This window comes from Methylobacterium crusticola (assembly GCF_003574465.1).
GTDB classification, from domain to species: Bacteria; Pseudomonadota; Alphaproteobacteria; order Rhizobiales; family Beijerinckiaceae; genus Methylobacterium; species Methylobacterium crusticola.
In genome coordinates, this window is record NZ_QOWC01000031.1 from 35,393 (window position 1) to 49,828 (window position 14,436).

Below are 14,436 nucleotides of genomic sequence, written 5' to 3' on the forward strand. Positions count from 1 at the left end.
CCCCGATTCCCGCCTGAACGTGCGGGGACCGGCCCGAGAGGCGCATGCCCATGAGTGACCTCGCCCACCGCACCGGCGCCGCCGCGCCGCCCCCGCTCGGCGCCGCGGCGGGCCTCGCCCCGCTCGTCCTGATCGTCTTCCTGGGCTTCCTCGCCGTGGGGGCGCCCCTCCCGGCCCTCGCCCTCTACGTCCACGACGAGCTCGGCTTCGGCGGCGCCGTCGTCGGCTGGAGCATCGGCCTGCAATCCCTGGCGGCCGTCCTGACCCGGCATCGCGCCGGCACGATCAGCGACGCCAGCGGGCCGCGCCGCGCCGTCCTGCTCGGGCTGCCGCTCGCGGCGCTCTCGGGCCTGCTCTACCTCGCCTCGGCCTGGGCGCCGCTCGCCCCCGGCGGGCGGCTCGGCCTCCTGATCCTCGGCCGCCTCATCCTCGGGCTGGGCGAGAGCCTGTTCCTCACCGGCACCATGAGCTGGGGCATCGCCCGCCTCGACGCGTCCCGCACCGGCAAGGTCATGTCCTGGCAGGGGATCGCCATGTACGCGGCCATCGGCCTCGGTGCGCCGCTCGGCCTCGCCGTGCACGCCGCGGCGGGCTTTGCCGGCGTCGCCGCCCTGGCGGCCGGCGCGCCGCTCCTGGCGGTCGCGGTCGCCCTCGCGCTGCCCGGGGTGCCGGCCTCCGGCGGCGGCGAGCGCGTCGGGGTGGGGCGCGTGCTCGGGCTGATCTGGCGGCCGGGCCTGGTCCTCGCGCTGGCGACGGTGCCGTTCGCCGCCATGGCGGCCTTCCTGGTCCTGGACTACGCCGACCACGGCTGGAGCGGCGCCGGGCTGGGGCTGGCGGGCTTCGGCGCGGGCTACATCCTGGTCCGGCTGCTCGGCTCGCACCTGCCCGACCGCCTCGGCGGCGCCAGGATCGCGGCCGCCTCCCTGGGCGTCGAGGTCCTCGGCCAGCTCCTGCTCTGGCTCGCGCCCGGCCCCGGCCTCGCGGCGGCCGGGGCGACGGTCACCGGCCTCGGCTTCTCCCTGGTCTTTCCCGCCATGGGCGTCGAGGCGACGCGCCGCGTGCCGCCGGAGCTGCGGGGCCGCGCCGTCGGCGGCTTCATCGCGTTCTTCGACGTCGCCATGGGGCTGACGGGCCCCGCGGTCGGGCTCGTCGCCGGGCGCTTCGGGTTCGCGTCGGCCTTCCTCGTCGGGGCGGTCGCGACCCTGGCGGCGCTCGCCCTGCTGACAGCCCGGCGCCGCGCCGGGACCGCCGCGTGAGCGCACGGGGCGGGGGCCGGGGCTTCGACCCGCGCGTGTGGCTGCTGGCGCTCGGCACCTTCGCGATCGGCACCGACGCCTTCGTGGTGTCGGGGATCCTTCCGGCCCTCGCCGACGATCTCGGGGTCGGCCTCGACGTGGCGGGCCAGGTCGTCTCGGCCTACGCCCTGACCTACGCGCTCGGGGCGCCCTTCCTCGCCGCGCTGACGGCCCGGCTGGCGCGCGAGCGCGTCGTCCTCGGCGCGCTCGGCCTGTTCGTGCTCGCCAACGCGCTCTGCGCCCTCGCGCCGAGCTACGGATTCCTGATCGCGGCGCGCGTGCTCGCCGGGGTCGCGGCCGCGCTCTACACGCCCACCGCCTACGCCCTCGCCGCCTCGCTCGCCCGGCCGGAGCGCAGGGGCGCGGCCCTCGCGGCGGTCGCCCTCGGTCTCACGGCCTCCACGGTGCTGGGCGTGCCCCTCGGGGCCCTGATCGGCCACGCCCTGAACTGGCACGCGACGTTCTGGATGGTGGTCGTGCTCTCGGCCCTGGCGGCCGGCGTTCTGGCCGCGCGGCCGCCCCGGGCCGCGCCGGACACGCGGCCGGCCGGGCTGGCGTCGCGCTTCGCCCCGCTCGCGCGCCCGCGCGTGCTGCTCGCCCTGCTGCCGAGCCTGATCTGGTGCACGGGCAACTTCACGAGCTACACCTACCTGGGCGCGGCGCTCGCCGGCCGCTACGCGCCGGGGGTCGTGGCCGGGCTGTTCCTGGTCTACGGCCTCGGCGGGCTCGTCGGCAGCCAGCTCGGGGGGCGCCTCGCCGACCGCTTCGGCGCGACCGGGCCCATCCTCGCGTGCCTCTGCGTCGGGGTCGCGAACCAGCTCCTGCTCGGCGTCACGGGCACGCATCCCGTCGGCGCGGGAGCGGCGCTGCTCGTCTGGTCCTTCTGCGGCTGGGCGACGTTCGCGCCCCAGCAGAGCCGGCTCCTCGCCATCGCGCCGAACGACGGTCCCGTGGTGATCGCCCTCAACAACGCCACGATCTACCTCGGATCCGCCCTGGGCGCGGGCCTCGGCGGCCTGCTGATCGGGGCCGGCACGCCCGCGACCGGCCTGCACTGGGCGACCGCCGGCCTGCTCGCCGCCGCGCTCGCCGTGGTCCGGGCGGGCCGGATCGGCTGAGGCCCGGTCGCCCCGATCCTGCCCCGCCCCGATCCTGCCCCGCCCCGCCCCGGCATCCCGCGGGTCAGCGGAAGTCCCGCGTCCGGACCCGCAGCCGCCCGTCCGGAGCCGCGCGGGCGTCGCGTCCGCCGTAGCGCGCCTCGTCGCCCCGGTTCGCGGATGGCGGCAGCGTCGTGCCGCGGCCGCCGACCTGCGCCAGCAGGTCCGACAGGTCGATGAGGTGGTCGGCCACGAGGTGGACCACCCGCCCCTCGCGCTGCACGCGCCCCCGGGCCCCCATCATGCTGGCCGACAGGATCAGGCTGCGCTGCCGGGCGAACAGGGAGGGCCACACCACGAGGTTGGCGACCTCGCTCTCGTCCTCCAGGGTGACGAACATCACGCCCTTGGCCGAGCCGGGCTTCTGGCGCACCAGCACCAGCCCCGCCACCGTCAGGCGGGCGCCGTCGCGGGCCCGGGCGAGGGCGCCGCACGCCACCATCCCGTCGCGGGCGAGGTCGGCCCGCAGGAAGGCGACCGGGTGCCGGCCGAGGCTCAGGCCGGCGGCGCGGTAATCCGCCACCACGGCCGCGCCCTCGCGCAGGGGCGCCAGGGTCACGGCGGCCTCGTTCCACTCCGGCGCGGCCCCGCCCGGGTCGAGGGCCCGGAACAGCGGCAGCGGCGCCGGGGCGAGGCCGCGGATCGCCCACAGCGCGTCGCGGCGGCCGAGGCCGAGGGACCGGAAGGCGTCCGCGGCGGCGAGCTGCCGGAGCGCGGCGAGCGGCACGGCGGCCCGGCGCCAGAGGTCCTCGACCGAGCGGTACAGGTCCGCCTCGCGGGCCGTGACGAGGCGCGCCCCGTCGCGGTTGGGCAGGCCCCGCACGAGGCGCAGGCCCAACCGCACCGCGAGCTGCCCGCCGCCCGGCCCCTCCAGGGTGCAGTCCCAGCGCGACGCGTTGACGTCCACCGGGCGGAAGGCGACGCCGTGCCGGCGGGCGTCGCGCACGATCTGGGCCGGGGCGTAGAAGCCCATCGGCTGGGAGTTGAGCAGCGCGCACGCGAAGACCGCCGGGTGGTGGCACTTCAGCCAGGACGACGCGTAGGCGAGGAGCGCGAAGGAGGCGGCGTGGCTCTCCGGGAAGCCGTAGGAGCCGAAGCCCTCGAGCTGCCGGTAGGTGCGCTCCGCGAAGTCGGGCGCGTAGCCGTTGCGGATCATCCCCTGGATCAGCTTCTCGCGGTAATGCGCGACCTTGCCGGACTGCTTGAAGGTCGCCATGGCGCGGCGCAGCCCGTCGGCCTCGGCGGCCGAGAAGCCGGCCGCCACGATCGCGACCTGCATCGCCTGCTCCTGGAACAGCGGCACGCCGAGGGTGCGGCCCAGGGCCTTCTCGAGGGCCTCGGTCGGGTAGGAGACGGGCTCGCGGCCGCTGCGCCGCCGCAGGTAGGGGTGGACCATGTCGCCCTGGATCGGGCCGGGGCGCACCAGCGCCACCTCGATGGTGAGGTCGTAGAGGCTCGCGGGCTTCATCCGCGGCAGCATCGCCATCTGGGCGCGGCTCTCGATCTGGAACACCCCGAGCGTGTCGGCGGCCCGGATCATCGCGTAGGTGGCCGCGTCGTCGTGCGGGATCCCGGCGATGTCCCGGGGCGGGTCCCCGGCCCCCCGGTGCTCCTGGAGCAGGGCGAAGGCCCGGCGCAGGCAGCCCAGCATGCCGAGGCCGAGCACGTCGACCTTCATGAACCGGAGCACCTCGATGTCGTCCTTGTCCCACTCGAGGGTCTGGCGCCTCTCCATCGTGGCCGGGACGATGGGGCAGAGCTCGTCCAGGCGGTCGAGGGTGAGCACGAAGCCCCCCGGGTGCTGGCCGAGGTGGCGCGGCGTGCCGATCAGGGCCCGGGCGATCTCGAGGGTCAGGCGCAGGCGCCGGTCCGCCAGGTTGAGGTTGAGGGCGTGCGCCTCCCGCTCGCCGACGCCCTCCCGCGACCAGCCCCAGACCAGGCGGGCGAGGGAGCCGGTGACGTCCTCGGGCACGCCCAGCACCTTGCCGACCTCCCGCACCGCCCCGCGGGCGCCGTAGCGGATCACCGTGGCGGCGAGGGCGGCGCGGTGCCGGCCGTAGGTGGCGTAGACCCACTGGATCACCTCCTCGCGGCGCTCGTGCTCGAAATCGACGTCGATGTCGGGCGGCTCGTCGCGCTCCTCCGAGATGAAGCGCTCGAACAGGAGGGATTGCTGCGCCGGGTCGATGGCGGTGATGTGCAGGCAGAAGCAGACCGCCGAGTTCGCCGCCGAGCCGCGCCCCTGGCACAGGATGCCCTGCTGGCGGGCGAAGCGCACGATCGCCTCGACGGTGAGGAAGTAGGGGGCGTAGGCCTTCTTGGCGATCAGGTCGAACTCGTGCCGGAGCAGGCGCCCGACCGCGTCCGGCACGCCGCCCGGATAGCGCAGGGCGGCCCCCTCCAGGGTCAGGGCCTCGAGCCGCTCCTGGGCCGAGCGGCCGTCCTCCCCGACCTCGTCCGGGTAGCTGTAGGCGAGCTCGTCGAGGGAGAACCGGCAGGCCCGCGCGATCGCGCCCGCCCGCTCCAGCGCCGCCCCGTGGCGCGCGAACAGGCGGACGGTCTCGGCGGGCGGCTGCAGGTGGCGCCCGGCATGGCGCTCGCGGGAGAAGCCCGCCGCCTCGATGGTGCGGCCGAGGCGGATGCAGGTGACCACGTCCTGCATCAGGCGGCGCTCCGCCGCGTGGTAGAGCACGTCCCCGGTGGCCACGGTGGGCACCCGCGCGCGCCGCGCCGCCGCCGCCAGCGCGTCGAGCCGCAGGTGGTCGTTGACGCCGTAGCGGCGGGTCAGCGCGAGGGAGCCCCGCTGGCCGAAGACCTCCGCGAGCCGGGCGAGCCGGGCCGCCAGCCCCTCGTCGGCGTGGTCGCCGAGCAGCACCGCGAACAGGCCCCCGCTCCACTCCGCCACGTCGCTCCAGGCGAGGTCGCAGCCGGTCTTGCGGTCCGGCCCCTCCCCGGCCCGCGCCTTGCCGAGGGTCAGGAGGCGGCAGAGCCGGCCGTAGGCGGCCCGGTCGGTCGGGTAGACGAGGAGCGCGGTGCCGGCATCCGGGCCGGCGAGGTCGAGGCGGCAGCCGACGATCAGGCGGCAGCCCGTCTCCCGCGCCGCCGCGTGCGCCCGCACCAGCCCGGCGAGGGAGTTGCGGTCCGTGATGGCGAGCGCGGAGAGGCCGAGGCCGGCCGCGGTCGCGAACAGCTCCTCGGGCGAGGAGGCGCCGCGCAGGAACGCGTAGTGGCTGGTGGCCTGGAGCTCGACGGCGCCCCTCGGCGGATCCGCCCTCATGCCTCGCCGAGCCCGTGCAGCCACCAGCGCCCGCCCTCCGCGGCGGGCGCGTCGCGAAACAGCCAGTAGCGGGCGCCGGTCTCGTCCTCGACCCGGTAATAGTCGCGGGAGGCCGAGATCTCGGCGTCGCTGCGCCACCACTCGCCGAAGACCCGCTCCGGGCCGTCGGCCCGCGCCACGCGGCAGCGCCGCCGCCGCCAGGCGAAGCTCGCCGGGGGCGCGTCCGGCAGCAGGGCCAGGGCCTGGACGGGCTCGGGCGGATCGAGGAGGCGGGCGGGGCGCGGCAGGCCGGCGGGCCAGGTCAGGCCGGAGGCGGGGGCGAGCGGCGCCACGCGCCGCGCCGAGCGCTCGGGCCACTCGCTCTCGACCGGGGCGGCCCGGTAGAGCCGGCGCGGGCCGAGCCGCACCGCCAGCCGGTCGATGAGCTCCGCCAGCGCCTCCGGCTCGCCCCCCTCCGCCGGGCCGGCGGTCCCGGCGAGCTGGCGGGCCCGCAGGGGCTCGACCCGCGCCGCGATGAGCCGCGCCGCCTCGATGCCGTAGCCGGGATCGATCAGCGCGAGGCGGTCGGCGAAGAGCCGCGCGAGGTGGCGCGGGCTGCGGCTCGGCCGGGCGAGCCCGACGCTGAGCGATTGCGGCAGGCCGTCGACGCGCTGGCAGACGAGGTCGAGCCGGCGCGCCCCGAGGTCCCGGTGGCCGAGGTCGGCGGCGAGCGCCGCCGTGAGGCCCGCGACCGCCCGGGCCAGGGTCTCGGCGCCCCCGATCGGCTCCGGAAAGGCGAGGCGGACGGCGAGGGTCTCGGGCGGCGCCAGGTAGGTCAGGGGCTCGGGGGCGTGGCCGAGCGCCTGGTCGAGGCGCGTCAGCACGGCCCCGCCGAACCGCAGCCGCACCGGCGCGCGGGCGAGGCCCGCGAGGTCGGCGACGCGCTCGACCCCGAGGGCCGCGAGCCCCGCCACGGCCTCGGCCTCGAGGCGCAGGGCCGCCAGCGGCAGCTCCGCCAGCTCCCGTCCTTGCGCGCCCGGCGGGACGAGCCCGCCGCGGGTCTCGTCAGGCCCGCCGCGCGCCTCCTCGCGTGCCGGGTCGCGCCCGTCGCGCCCCCGGCGGCGCCCGAAGCGGGCGACCGCCCAGGCGGCCCCCGGCGTGTCGGCCACCGCGGCGCGCACCGCGAAGCCGCCGGCGGCGATGCGCCGGGTCAGGTCGCGGACGAGGCCGGCCTCGCCGCCGTGCAGGTGGGCCGCGCCCGCGATCTCGATCCAGATCCCGTCCGGCGGATCGGGCGCCACGAGGGGGGCGTAGGCCAGGCACCAGGCGGACAGGCGCGTCAGGCCGGCCCGGTCCGCGTCGGGCGCCGCCTCGGCCAGCACCAGGTCGACCACCATCCCCTGCGCCTGCGCCACCGGCATGCCGGGCCTGAGGCCCCGCGCCCGGGCGGCCCGGTCGACCGCCGCGACGAGCCGGCGCGGCCCCTGCGCCGCCACGGTGACGAGGGGGCTATCCGGGGGCGGCCCGCCGTGCCGCCGGCGCCAGCGGTCGGTCGGCCAGGTCGGCAGGAAGACGGAGACGACCCTTCGCATCAGGAGCCTCGACGATCCAGGTCTGGGGGGCGGCGCCCCGGGCGCGCAGGAGCTCGACGGTCCAGCGGGCCCGCAGCAGGCCCGGGCCCGGGGGCGAGGGGGAGGGGGCCGGGCGGATGCGCCAGCGCGTGAAGGCCGCGCTCGGCTCCGGCTCGGCCTCGGCCCGCCCGCGCCGCAGGGCGAGGGCGAAGCCGCCGCTGCCCGCGGCCGCGAGGTGCAGGCGGCGCGAGGCGGTCAGGCCGAGCCGGCTCAGCTCGCCCACCACGGCGGCGAGGCCGCGCTGGCGCAGGCCCTCCTCCATGGCGGGCAGCACCTCGGCGTCGCGCCAGGTCTCGGCGTAGAGCACCCGGTCGGGATGCAGGCCCACCGCCGCGAGGCCCGGCGCGAAGAGGTCGCGGCTCGCGAGGCACCACAGCACCGGCCCCGGCAGCCGGGCCACGAGGCTGGCCGCGAACAGGGTCGCGAGCGCCGCCTGCGCGTCGTTCGCGCTCGCCTCCACGATCTCGTGCAGGGCGCCCCGGCGCAGGCCGCCCCCCGGCAGGTGGCGGTCGATCGGCCCGACGCCGAAGGCGAGGACGGGCGGCGGCTCCCCCCGCCCGGCCTCGAGGCCGCCGAGGCTCCGTCGCAACGCTGCGAGCCGCTGCTCGCGTCCGGCCTGCCGCATCGGCTCGCCCACCCATTTCCCGACATCGGGATCGTTCTTGTTTTGTTCCAAAGCGCGACCGAGTCAATCGAGCTCGTCCGGGTTGTGGGCTCTGAACCCGCAACCTGTGGAGAATTCCTCGCCGCGGGGGCTCTCGGGTGGAGGAGGCGGTCCCGGGCAAACGGGTCCGCGGCCGGCGCGGAGCACCTGTCGGGCCGGGCCGCGGCTCTCACCCGGGGGCGCCCGGGCCGCCGGAATCCGGACGCCGCCGCACGGCTCCGCACCGCACGGCCCCGGCGGGCCGCCGCGGCGTCCGGGTTCCGGCCGAGACCGGGCGAAGCCGCCCGTGGCGGCGCGCCGGGGCCTGAACGAGCCTGGGCTTGCGGCCGGACAAGCCCGGCCGCACCGGAGGTCTGCCCCATGTCCCTGCTCGTCTCCCGCGCCGTCCCGGGCGGCGCCCGCCCCCGCGGCCCCGTCCCGCGCGGCCCCGTCCCGCGCGGCTCCCGGCCGGGCGGTCCGCGCTGGTGCCCGGCGCCCGCGCCCGCGCCGCTCGTCCTCGCGCTCTTCGCGCTCCTCGCGTCCCTCGCCTCGGCCCTGGCGCTGCCGGCGCCGCCCGCCGGCGGAAGCCTCGTCCTGCGGGCGCCGGAGGCCGGGGCGAGCCCCGTCGAGGCGCCGCTCCTGAGGACGGATGTCGCCGTCGAGGTCAGCGGCCCGACCGCCCGGGCCGTGGTGACCCAGGCCTTCCGCAACACGACCGACCGCTGGGTCGAGGGCACCTACGTCTACCCGCTGCCCGAGGACGCGGCCGTCGACGGCATGACGCTCGTCGTGGGCGGCCGCGTCGTCGTGGCGGGGATCGCCGAGCGGGCCGCCGCGCGCCGGACCTACGCGGCGGCGCGGGCCGCCGGCCAGTCCGCGGCGCTGACCGAGCAGGAGCGGCCGAACGTGTTCACGAACACGGTCGCCTCCATCGGGCCGGGCGAGACGGTGCTGGTGCAGATCGCCTATCAGCAGACGGTCGCGGTCTCGGGCGGCGTCCACAGCCTGCGCCTGCCCCTCGTGGTCGCCCCGCGCTACAGCCCCGCCCCGCCCGCCGTCGACCTCGCCTCCGGGGCGCCCGCCGCCGATCCGGTCCCGGACCGGGGCCGGATCGCTCCGCCGGTGCTCGATCCGGCCCGCCACGCGCCCGTCAACCCCGTCACCCTGAGCGTGCGGGTGCGGGCGGGCTTCCCCATCGGGGCGATCGAGAGCGCCAGCCACGCCCTGCGCGTCGAGGATCTCGGGCCCGATGCGCGCCGGGTCGTCCTCGCCGACGGGGCCGTCCCGGCGGACCGCGACTTCACCCTGACCTGGCGGCCCGCGCCGTCCCGGGCGCCCGCCCTCGGCCTGTTCCGCGAGCGGGTGGGCGAGGAGACCTTCCTGCTCGCCACGGTGACGCCGCCGGACGCGGGCGCGATCCCGCGCCGGCCCCGGGACGTCGTGTTCGTGATCGACAATTCCGGCTCCATGGCGGGCGCCTCGATGCGCCAGGCCAAGGCGAGCCTGCTCGCGGCCCTCGCCCGGCTCGACGCCCGGGACCGCTTCAACGTGATCCGCTTCGACGACACGATGGATGCCGCGTTCCCCGACCTCGTGGAGGCCGACCCCGCCCATCGGCGCGCGGCCGAGACGTTCGTGGCGGCTCTCGAGGCGCGCGGCGGCACCGAGATGCTGGCGCCCCTGAGGGCGGCGCTCGCCGACGCGCACTCCGAGGAGGTCGGGCGCGTGCGGCAGGTCGTGTTCCTCACCGACGGCGCCATCGGCAACGAGGACGCGATCGTCCGGGCGATCGCGCAGGGGCTCGGGCGCTCGCGCCTGTTCATGGTCGGCATCGGCACGGCGCCCAACGGCCACCTGATGCGGCACGCCGCCGAGCTCGGCCGCGGCAGCGTCACGGCCATCGGCTCGGTCGAGGAGGTGGCCGAGCGCACCCGGGAGCTGTTCGCCAAGCTGGAGAGCCCCGCGGTGACCGACCTCCGGGCGACCTTCTCGGCGGACGGCGCCGACGTGACGCCGACGCCCCTGCCCGACCTCTACCGGGGCGAGCCCGTGGTCCTCGCGGCGCGCCTCGCCGACGCCGCCGGCACCCTCACGCTGAGCGGGCGCCTCGGCGACCGGCCCTGGCGGCAGACCCTCGATCTCGCCGCGGCCGCGGACGGGCACGGCATCTCGAAGGTCTGGGCCCGCCGGAAGATCGGCGAGGCCGAGACGGCCCGGATCACCGGGCGCGCCGCGCCCGAGGCGGCGGACGCCGAGATCCTGCGCCTCGCCCTCGCGCACAAGCTCGTGACCCGGCTGACGAGCCTCGTCGCCGTCGACGCCACGCCGCGCCGCCCCGCCGGCGCGCCCCTGGCGGCGGCCGACCTGCCCCTCAACCTGCCCGCCGGGTGGGACTTCGCCCGCCTCGTCGGGCCGGGCAGCGGGCGGCCCGCGGTCCCGGACGGGTGGCGCGCCGCGGCCGAGGTGCCGGAGGCGGCGGGCGCCGCCGTCCCGCTGCCCCAGACCGCGACCGGCTTCGCGCCGCGCCTGCTCGTCGGGATCGTCCTCCTCGCCCTCGGCCTGCTGGCGGGCCGCCCCGTCGTCCCCGGCCTGCTGGCGGGCCGCCCGGCCCGGCGCGCCCGGTGAGCCGCCGGACCGGGGGCGTGCGGGGGAGGGCGCTCCTCGCCGCCCTCCTGCTCGCGGCCGGGCTCGGCATCGCCGGCGAGGCGGTCCTGGTCCCCGCCAAGGCCGTGCTGGCGCAGTGGCTCCTGGAGCGGGCCTTCGCGGCGAGCCTCGCGGCGGGCCGCCCGGTCCGTCCCTGGCCCTCGGCCGACACGGAGCCGGTCGCCCGACTGACCTTCGCGGGGCGGAGCGTCGTCGCGCTCCGCGGCGCCAGCGGCCAGGCCCTCGCCTTCGGGCCGGGCCACCTCGCCGGGACCCCGGAGGCCGGCGAGGCCGGGACGGCGGTCTACGCCGCGCACCGCGACACCCACTTCGCCGGGCTCGGGGCGCTCCGCCCCGGCGACCCCGTGGCGGTGACGCGCCGCGACGGCCGGACCGTCGCCTTCCGGGTGACGGGCCGCCGGGTCGCCCGCTTCGACGCCTCCGGCCTCGATCCCCGGGCGCCCGGCCGGCACCTCGCCCTCGCGACCTGCTGGCCCCTCGACGGGCCGGCGCGGGGGCCGCTGCGCCTGATCGTGGAGGCCGAGGCCGTCGACGGCCCGTAGGCGGGCGCCGGCGGGGCGCGCTCCTTGCGGCGCGCTCTTGCCCAAGCGGGGCGCGCTCCTTGCGGCGCGCTCTTGCCCAAGCGGGGCGCGCTCCTTGCGGCGCGCTCTTGCCCAAGCGGGGCGCGCTCCTTGCGGCGCGCTCTTGCCCAAGCGGGGCGCGCTCCTTGCGGCGCGCTCTTGCCCAAGCGGGGCGCGCTCCTTGCGGCGCGCTCTTGCCCAAGCGGGGCGCGCTCCTTGCGGCGCGCTCTTGCCCAAGCGGGGCGCGCTCCTTGCGGCGCGCTCTTGCCCAAGCGGGGCGCGCTCCTTGCGGCGCGCTCTTGCCCAAGCGGGGCGCGCTCCTTGCGGCGCGCTCTTGCCCAAGCGGGGCGCGCTCCTTGCGGCGCGCTCTTGCCCAAGCGGGGCGCGCTCCTTGCGGCGCGCTCTTGCCCAAGCGGGGCGCGCTCCTTGCGGCGCGCTCTTGCCCAAGCGGGGCGCGCTCCTTGCGGCGCGCTCTTGCCCAAGCGGGGCGCGCTCCTTGCTGCGCGCTCTTGCCAGGCCGGACGCGCTCCTGCGGCGCGCTCTTGCCAAGATGTGCGGCTTTGTGCGGATCTGTGCGCCCGTGATCCGCGAAAGGCCCGTGCGTGACCGAGACCGCGTTGCCCGACACCGAGAGCCGCGCCGTCGCGACGGCGGTGCGCGAGGCTCTCGCCCGCCGCCGCATGTCGCGGCAGGCCCTGGCCGACGCGGCGCGCATCAGCGTCTCGACCCTGGAGAAGGCGCTCGCGGGACGCCGGCCCTTCACCCTCGCGACCACCCTCCGCCTCGAGGAGGCCCTGGGCCTGCCCCTGCGCGAGGCGCCCGCGGCGCCCCCGGGGAGCGTGCGGCACGCGCCCGAGGAGCTCGGCTCCTACTCCCGCGAATCGGCGGCCTGGCTCGAGGGCCGCTACCTGACGCTGCGGCCCTCCTTCGGGACCGCCGGCGCGATCTTCTCCTACCGCACCGAGATCGCCTGGGACGCGGTGAGCGCCCGCCTGGTGTTTCGGGAGGCCGAGCGCCTCGACGCGCCCTTCGCGCAGGCGGGCTGCGTCTCGGTCCCGAACCTGTCGGGCACGATCTACCTCGTGACCAACTGGCAGGGCCAGCACCGCCTCGCCATCCTGGGCCGCCCGACGATCCAGGGCGAGATGTACGGCGTGCTCACCACGCTCCACGCGGGCCGCGGCGCGCACCTGACGCCCGCCGCCTGCCCGCTCGCCCTGATCCCCGACCGCGACGGCCCGGCCGCGATCGAGAGCGGCCGGATCACGCCGGAGATGGGGGCCTACCCGCTCTGCCGCCGCCATCTCGGCCGGGCCTGCGAGGACGGGTTCGCGGCGTTCTTCGCCTGCCCGGCCTGATCCGGCGGCGGGGCGCCGGGCGCCGTGCCGCGAGAACCGCCTCCGAGAACCGCCGCCCTGGAGTTGCCGCCGATGACCCACGCGCTCCTCGATCCGACCCCGGAGGTGCGCGATGCGCTGCGCGCGGGGGCGCCCGTGGTGGCGCTCGAATCCACGATCGTGACCCACGGCATGCCCCATCCCGAGAACGTCGCGACCGCCCGCGCGGTGGAGGCGGCGGTGCGCGCGGGCGGGGCGGTGCCGGCCACCATCGCGGTCGTCGCGGGGCGCATCCGGATCGGCCTGCCGGACGAGGTCCTCGACTGGCTCGGCACGGCGAGCGAGGTGATGAAGCTCAGCCGCGCCGACCTTCCCTACGCGGTCGCGGCGGGGCGGCACGGCTCGACCACGGTCGCCGCCACGATGATCTGCGCCCACCTCGCCGGCATCCGGGTGTTCGCGACGGGCGGCATCGGGGGCGTCCACCGGGGCGTGGAGGCGACGCTCGACGTCTCGGCGGACCTCGACGAGCTCGCCCGCACGCCCGTGGCCGTGATCTGCGCCGGGGCCAAGGCGATCCTCGACCTGCCCCGCACCCTCGAGTACCTGGAGACCCGGGGCGTCCCCGTCGTGGGCTACGGCACCGACCGCTTCCCGGCCTTCTGGAGCCGCGACAGCGGGCTCCCGGCGCCGCTGCGGCTCGACACGCCGGAGGCGGTCGCGGCCCTGGTGCGGGCCAAGGACGCGCTCGGGCTCGGCGGCGGCGTCCTCGTGGCGAACCCGGTGCCGCAGGCCGACGCGATGCCGGCCGCGGAGATCGCCGGCCTGATCGAGGCCGCCGTGGCGCAGGCCCGGAGCGCCGGGATCAGCGGCAAGGCCGTGACGCCCTTCCTGCTCTCGCGCCTCCTCGACCTCACGGGCGGCCGCAGCCTCGCCACCAACATCGCGCTCGTGAAGAACAACGCGGCGCTCGCCGCCCGCCTCGCCGTGGCGCTCGGCGCGCCGTGACGCCGGGCGAGGGCCGCCCGGCCGGCGGGCGAAGGCCGCCTGGCCGGCGGGCGAAGTCCGCCGGCGGGAGCCCCGCTCACAGCATGCTCGCGCTCGACGCCGAGACCGTGCCGGCGTCCGGACGCCCGGGCTGCGGCCCGCCCCCGTTCGCGATGACGGGCAGGCTGTCCTGCCCGCGGCCCGGGACGACGACGAGGCGCTGGACCTCGCCCCGCAGGTAGGCCTGCAGGAACCTGTCGTAGTCCCGGAAGGACACGCAGCCGTTCGAGGCGCCGCTCGGGCCCAGCATGTAGGTGTGGGCGAGGAGGCCGGCCCGGCCGTGGATGGCGGCGCTGCCGCCGAGGGGCGTGAGCCGCAGGGCGCGCACGCCGTGGAAGGTTTTCTCGCGCTCCGTCAGATCGTAGGTCCCGGGGGGCGTCGGGCCGCGCATCCGCACGTGCACGTGGCGCGGGTCGTCCATGCTGTCGCCGAGGCCGGAATGCGCCTCCAGCTTCTCGCCGTTCGGCATGGAGACGATGCGGGCGCTGATGTCGTAGATGGCGGTCCCGCCCCCGCCCGACGGGTTGGGGACGGGGCCGAGCCGCCGGCCGGGAGCGACCGGGACGAGGGGGCTCTCGAGCGAGCTGTAGGCGAGGGCGGGGCCGGCGGTGTCCGGCGTGCCGAACAGCTTCTCGAAGAAGGACCGCGTGTCCTCGGCGGAGGCCGGGGCGGCCACGCTCCGCGCCTGCCGGGCGGCCTGCCGCTCCGCCCTGCGGGCGGGCTCGGCGAGGCCCGGGCGCCGCAGCTCGGGCGGGCGCGGCACCGGCAGGGGGACGGGCTGGGGCAGGGGTTGGGCGAGCCGCGCCGGCTCGGCGGCCTGCGCGTCGACGGAGCGGGCCGGCTCCC

At 78.1% G+C, this 14,436-nt stretch carries 10 protein-coding genes; 6 read left to right on the forward strand and 4 right to left on the reverse strand.

The window, feature by feature from the left end; genetic code table 11:
* Nucleotides 1–44: 44 nt before the first annotated feature.
* Together DT057_RS15515 and DT057_RS15520 are read left to right on the forward strand one after the other, a co-directional pair.
* The gene (locus DT057_RS15515; protein WP_203236290.1) at nt 45–1,256 is read left to right on the forward strand and encodes an MFS transporter; all 1,212 of its coding nucleotides are present in this window, start codon (nt 45–47) and stop codon (nt 1,254–1,256) included.
* Entirely contained in the window at nt 1,253–2,413 is a 1,161-nt protein-coding gene (locus DT057_RS15520) for an MFS transporter (protein WP_128563008.1), read from the forward strand. Before DT057_RS15515 ends, DT057_RS15520 begins: the two co-directional genes overlap by 4 nt.
* Nucleotides 2,414–2,477: 64 nt before the next feature.
* On the opposite strand, the gene DT057_RS15525 is transcribed toward DT057_RS15520, so the two are convergent.
* Genes DT057_RS15525 through DT057_RS15535 form a run of 3 tightly spaced genes read right to left on the reverse strand, consistent with a single transcriptional unit; the run spans nt 2,478 to nt 7,964 of the window.
* A complete protein-coding gene (locus DT057_RS15525; RefSeq protein WP_128563009.1) occupies nt 2,478–5,729 on the reverse strand; it encodes an error-prone DNA polymerase in 3,252 nt (1,083 codons plus the stop codon).
* Complete coding sequence (locus tag DT057_RS15530; RefSeq protein WP_128563010.1) at nt 5,726–7,300, reverse strand: Y-family DNA polymerase; 1,575 nt, start codon at nt 7,298–7,300, stop codon at nt 5,726–5,728. Before DT057_RS15530 ends, DT057_RS15525 begins: the two co-directional genes overlap by 4 nt.
* Nucleotides 7,218–7,964, reverse strand: coding sequence for an ImuA family protein (locus DT057_RS15535; protein WP_128563011.1), 747 nt, complete (start codon nt 7,962–7,964; stop codon nt 7,218–7,220). The genes DT057_RS15530 and DT057_RS15535 overlap by 83 nt, the downstream gene beginning before the upstream one ends.
* A 399-nt stretch (nt 7,965–8,363) precedes the next feature.
* Here DT057_RS15535 and DT057_RS15540 point away from each other — a divergent pair, with 399 nt between their 5' ends.
* The 4 genes from DT057_RS15540 to DT057_RS15555 all read left to right on the forward strand — a co-directional run bounded on the left by DT057_RS15540 (nt 8,364) and on the right by DT057_RS15555 (nt 13,551).
* Nucleotides 8,364–10,607 carry a marine proteobacterial sortase target protein gene (locus DT057_RS15540; RefSeq protein ID WP_128563012.1) on the forward strand — a complete coding sequence of 748 codons (2,244 nt, stop codon included), beginning with the start codon at nt 8,364–8,366 and terminating at the stop codon, nt 10,605–10,607.
* Nucleotides 10,604–11,188: a class GN sortase gene (locus DT057_RS15545; protein ID WP_128563013.1), complete on the forward strand. Its 585-nt coding sequence runs from the start codon at nt 10,604–10,606 to the stop codon at nt 11,186–11,188. The genes DT057_RS15540 and DT057_RS15545 overlap by 4 nt, the downstream gene beginning before the upstream one ends.
* A 620-nt stretch (nt 11,189–11,808) precedes the next feature.
* Nucleotides 11,809–12,564 carry a helix-turn-helix domain-containing protein gene (locus DT057_RS15550; RefSeq protein WP_128563014.1) on the forward strand — a complete coding sequence of 252 codons (756 nt, stop codon included), beginning with the start codon at nt 11,809–11,811 and terminating at the stop codon, nt 12,562–12,564.
* A 72-nt stretch (nt 12,565–12,636) separates the two neighbouring features.
* Entirely contained in the window at nt 12,637–13,551 is a 915-nt protein-coding gene (locus DT057_RS15555) for a pseudouridine-5'-phosphate glycosidase (RefSeq protein WP_203236291.1), read from the forward strand.
* Between the two features lie 76 nt (nt 13,552–13,627).
* Here DT057_RS15555 and DT057_RS15560 read toward each other — a convergent pair.
* Nucleotides 13,628–14,436 (reverse strand): DUF2778 domain-containing protein (locus tag DT057_RS15560; protein WP_162501419.1); only part of this gene is annotated, 809 nt, incomplete at its 5' end.

Bases quoted from the DNA above. Each gene is read 5' to 3' on its own strand.
- DT057_RS15525 (WP_128563009.1), bottom strand. From the start codon at position 5,729: ATGAGGGCGGATCCGCCGAGGGGCGCCGTCGAGCTCCAGGCCACCAGC.
- DT057_RS15555 (WP_203236291.1), top strand. From the start codon at position 12,637: ATGACCCACGCGCTCCTCGATCCGACCCCGGAGGTGCGCGATGCGCTG.
- DT057_RS15535 (WP_128563011.1), bottom strand. From the start codon at position 7,964: ATGCGGCAGGCCGGACGCGAGCAGCGGCTCGCAGCGTTGCGACGGAGC.
- DT057_RS15530 (WP_128563010.1), bottom strand. From the start codon at position 7,300: ATGCGAAGGGTCGTCTCCGTCTTCCTGCCGACCTGGCCGACCGACCGC.
- DT057_RS15515 (WP_203236290.1), top strand. From the start codon at position 45: ATGCCCATGAGTGACCTCGCCCACCGCACCGGCGCCGCCGCGCCGCCC.
- DT057_RS15540 (WP_128563012.1), top strand. From the start codon at position 8,364: ATGTCCCTGCTCGTCTCCCGCGCCGTCCCGGGCGGCGCCCGCCCCCGC.